The organism is bacterium, from assembly GCA_040753555.1.
Classification (GTDB): domain Bacteria; phylum UBA9089; class UBA9088; order UBA9088; family UBA9088; genus JBFLYE01.
Genome location: JBFMDZ010000162.1, coordinates 1 through 4755, shown reverse-complemented (window position 1 = coordinate 4755; position 4755 = coordinate 1). Strand labels below are relative to the sequence as shown.

Sequence of the window (4755 nt, the reverse complement as noted above, 5' to 3'; positions counted from 1 at the left end):
TGGCAGTAATGGTTGTGGTTTCTCCCTCTAAGGGAACCTGGGGGTCAAAGAGGATTTCTGAAACAATAAGGTCAGGGGCTGCATCCTTGATTGCCCTTAAACAAAGGGCTGTGGTAAATGGGTCATTGTCCCAAGAACCATTATCAAGTTGTGCATTAAGGATATCTTCTAGCAAATCCTTTCTCATTGTTGCTTGATACATCAGGGCCTTTTCCCACAGGGTTTCTGGATTTTGTAAGATGAGCCAATTCCTTGCTTTCTCAATATTTGGAGTAAGATAAAATTGGTCTTTGTATTGATTTAAGGTAAGAATGGCAAGGGATGTGAGATATACATTGCTTTCATCAAATCCAAATCCACCATCTTCCTTCTGATTGGCAATAAGCCATAATAAAGCAGGTTCAATTACAGAATTATTGGTATAATTGGCAGATTTTAAGGCAGAGAGGGAAAGAATGGTGTCTAGGACAAAGGATTCTGCATCCTTAAAATCATATCCACTCCATCCGCCATCGTCGTTTTGGTAAGAAATAAGGGTTGTTAAATCCAAGGAGACATCCATTCCTCCATTAGAGAAAGTTTTAATCTTTCTTGCCAGATAGTCAGTTGGTAAGGAATTCCTATTAGCCAACCAGAGAAGCCCTTTACTATATTCTGGACCAATTTTATTAAAATAATGTAAAGTATCCAAAACCTCTGTGGTATCCCTTTCCAAGATGTCCATATTCTTTCCCCAACTACCATCTTGGTTTTGATTGGCATAAAGCCAAGAAAGACCATTTTCCATTGCTATAGATTGGGCAAAGGATAAAGAAGATATAGCAATTGCCAAGATAATCTTTTTAATTTTCATCTTACACCTCCATTTCTAAAAGCTCTTTCTTAAGTTTTTTCCAAAAAAGAAAGCTTGTAAAATAAGAGAAATACCATGTTATATAAAGTAAAAGTAAAGGATAAAGAATAAAATATCCTTCTGTCTGGCGAATAATCTTTACAGATTCATTATAAAATATGATAATAGGTAAAAATACAGGGAGTGAGTATAAAATAAAAAATTTCAGAGAAATTATCACTTCACCCGTTCTCCAATCAACACATTCTCTTTTTAGCATATATCTATAAGGTATAACAAACAATTCTCTAAAAAAATGCCCAGTGAATGTCTGTGAAAGCCATTGGTCTTGTAAGTCTTTAAGCGGTAAGTATTTTTCAATATGCTTTAAAAAGAAGACTAATCTGCTTTCTATATAATATTTCCTTCCAAGCCAAAAGGCAATCAGAAAACAAAGGAACAAATGCAAGATTACACATACCCATACATAAACCCCTTGTTTTAATATTATCAAGAAAATCAAGAATATCATTATTGGTATAAAAACCCAAAATCCTGAAGGTGGTGGATATGAAAAGTTATCATACTCAAAAAATTTTATTCCTTTTTGTAAATCCTCTTTTGACATTGACTTACTATTTATAATTTCCTTGTATTTATTCATTTTGCCCCTTTATTTCTAAAAGCTCTTTCTTAAGTTTCTTCCAGAAAAGAAAGCCTAAAAGGGAAAAGAAATAGTATGTTGTAGAAAATAAAAGTATAGGATAAAGAATAAAATATCCCTCTGTCTGACGAATAATCTTTACAGATTCATTATAAAATACGACAATAGGTAAAAATACAGGGATTGAGTATAAAATAAAAAATTTTAGAGAAATTATTGCTGATGTCCAATAAATCCATCCTTTTTTCAGCATATATCTGATTTGTACAAAAAGCCATCCATCTTTTAATAAATCTTCAAATGGTAAGTAGTTTTCAATATGCTTTAAAAAGAAAATTAACTTGCTTTCTATATGTATTCTTCCAAGCCAGAAAGCAATTAAGACACAAGAAAGTAAATGCAAGATTACACATATCCATACATAAGCTCCTTGTTTTAATATTATTAAGAAAATTAAGAATATCATTATTGGTTCAAAAAACCATGCTTCTTTAGGATTTGTCCAAAACATATCTCTCTCAAAAAATTCTGTTCCTTTTTGTAAATCTTCTTTTGATATTTTATTTATAATTTCCTTGTATTTATTCATTTTTTTAAAAGCTCCCAGCATGCCTTTAATGGATCTTCCTGAATAACTGGGAGTTTTCCTTCCAAAAGATAAAAGATACTCACATATAAAACGGCCTCCATGATTGCCACATATACTGTAACTATTGGTGCTCCGGGTAAGAAAAGGACTGGAATCAATCCTGCTATTAGACTGGTTACTGCGAATACAGCAGCAGGCCCTTTATTAAGCTGAGGAGCAGAAGCTTGAAAAATATCGTGAAGTGTCGCAAAAAATGCAAGGAAATCAGCAACAATACTTATAATCTTTGGTACCATAGGTAGAGGAATCAAATCCACCAACTGAATCAATGCCTCCAGGCAATCCAGTAATAATGCTATGCTTCCTCCGGCCAGCCCTCCCGAGATGATATATCCTCCCGCTCCTGTATCTGGGTCAATAACAATATAAGCCGTTCCACTCCAATTGTAATACTGAATATTCCTTTGAGGCACATAAGCTATCTTTCCTCCACTGACAGCATTGGCAATATCGGCCTTAGCCTCAGAGGAGATTTGAAGTAAGGGAAGAATGGAAGAAAGGTTTGTTTTATCAAGTTTATAAATAGGAATTCCCCTTTCATTGCTCAGCTGATGAATCTTTACCGCCGAAACAGCAGGAAGGTTATAGATTTGTGTGCAAAGGCTATGTTCTAAGCTAGAGCCATCATATCCAGAGTTAATCGTAAAGGCTATTGCCTTATTTTTATCCCCATCCTTTGCTATGGTTGAATAAACATCCCGATCAATATCAATAAAAAGGCCTGCAAAGGATAATGTGTGAGGTATTCCCCATAAATAACCTATTTTAAGGTCTTCTCCCACAATACCAGCCGATGGGTGTTTGAGATTAACCACCTTTGCAAATCTTGCCTTCATACTATTTATCGTATCTAATTCAGCAAAATAAAGGGAGGCTAATAGATTAAGGCTCTCTTGAATCTTTTGAGCAGGGCTTGGGGTGGGTAATTGGAAAATTTGATTTAAGTTGGCTATCTTTTTATCAATCAATGATTTTGACATCCAGTTAAGGTCTAATCCTATTCCAAGGTAAGCTCCCGCAGTTTCTTTGTTGGATACTACATCTTGCATCCCAGAGGGAGAGGTAAATGTCATAATAAAATCAATATCTTTGCCTGAACCAACCGGAATGCCTGTTGCTACAACATTCCCCTCAATTATTAGCTTGGGGGTTAGGTTTAAAAGATAGGGAGGAACTTTTTCTATATATTCATAGGTTTTAATCAAAGATTCATCATTTGGGGTTGATGGGCTATAACTTAAGGTAATGCTTTTTTCCTTTAAAAATGGTGTAGGTGCGGTATATGAAAAATCGGGATTTGAGGAATAGCCATTACTGAATACCTTGAAGTTAATTTGCCATTGGAAAGACGAAGGAAGCTGAGAATACCTGCTTCCTATTGCTACAATCTTATAGGGAGGGCTTCCTGCTAAATATGGATATTCTTTAACTACAACCCTTTTTACTCCGATTACATCTTCCGTAGTTTTATTTTGAAGGTATGTATCATAATATTGATGAACACTTTCCACATACTCTTTAAATCTCTGGAAAATTAAATCTTGAGGGACATTGGATACAGATGAATCAGTTATACTACTTGCTGATTGAACCTCATTGATAAATTCTTGGATATTGAACCCTATTGCTTGAGGGAAATCAATCGGCTCTTTGTATGTGTATTGCTTAAAGCTTCCATCTAGGGGTATCCATGTTTTTATGCTATCATCTTGTCTTGTTCCTCTATAGTTTCCATAAGGCAGATACGCCTCAACCCAGATATGTTCCATTCTTGCCATTTTTATCTTTCCGCCCGAGGTTATTCCTATAACGGGTATTCCTCCCGAGGCAATAAGGTTTAATGCTGAATTAGGATCGGTAAATCCTCCCACCCAATTCATCACCTTTTCTATGGGAATTCCAATGGTTCCATAGACATACCTGGCTGGGATATTTGAAACCCTAATTAAAGCAATAAGAAGGGAGGCTATATCAAAGGCATTACCCTGTTTTGTTTGAAGGCACATATCGGCACCTTGAATAGAGCCATAGGTAGGGATAAACTCAATATTGTTTCTTACCCAGTTATAGATTTTTACGGGATTATATCCCAGTTCCTTTGCCTTTGCCTTTATTTCTGGGCTAAACTGTACTTCTATAGTTTCTGCTAAATCAGAAGGGGTTGGTTGATTTGTTGTCTGGGCTAATCTTATGCCTTTTTTGAATTCTTCTATCTTTACCTTTGGCTTCTTGAATATTGGTTCTGCTAATCTATGGGGTAGCTTATTGGGGTCAAGTGGTCTTGGCTTCTCTTTGTATTGGGCTTTTTCTAGGAATTCCCTTAATACCCTTGTATCCTTTGTCTTTATTGAGGAATCAAGATTTTCCTTTAGCCTTTTGTAATTCTCATTGTATTGCTTAACAAAGTCATAGTGTCTTTGAAGGATTTTATCGGGTAATTTCTTTTCTTTCAGGAATTCCTCGGTTTCTTTAAATTCCTCCTGTAGCTTTTGGTTAATCTTTAGAAACTCATCCTGCTTCTTGCTTAAGACATTGGCTGAGAATGTCTTGGTTTTTGTTTCGCTAAGGCTTTCCTCTAAAGACAAAATTGCCTTTTCCCATTCCTCGGCT

Annotated in this window: 4 protein-coding genes; all 4 read right to left on the bottom strand. The window is 35.5% G+C overall.

The genetic code is table 11. The features are described from left to right. Window positions 1-853, bottom strand: an 853-nt coding sequence (locus tag AB1630_10420; protein MEW6104203.1) for a prenyltransferase/squalene oxidase repeat-containing protein, incomplete at its 3' end; no start/stop codon positions are given. A gap of 1 nt (window position 854) precedes the next feature. Beyond that, window positions 855-1496 carry a hypothetical protein gene (locus tag AB1630_10415; GenBank protein MEW6104202.1) on the bottom strand — a complete coding sequence of 214 codons (642 nt, stop codon included), beginning with the start codon at window positions 1494-1496 and terminating at the stop codon, window positions 855-857. Continuing rightward, the gene (locus AB1630_10410) at window positions 1489-2085 is read right to left on the bottom strand and encodes a hypothetical protein (protein MEW6104201.1); all 597 of its coding nucleotides are present in this window, start codon (window positions 2083-2085) and stop codon (window positions 1489-1491) included. Before AB1630_10410 ends, AB1630_10415 begins: the two co-directional genes overlap by 8 nt. After that, window positions 2082-4755: transglutaminase-like domain-containing protein (locus AB1630_10405; GenBank protein MEW6104200.1), on the bottom strand; the 2674-nt coding region annotated here is incomplete at its 5' end. The genes AB1630_10405 and AB1630_10410, both read right to left, overlap by 4 nt.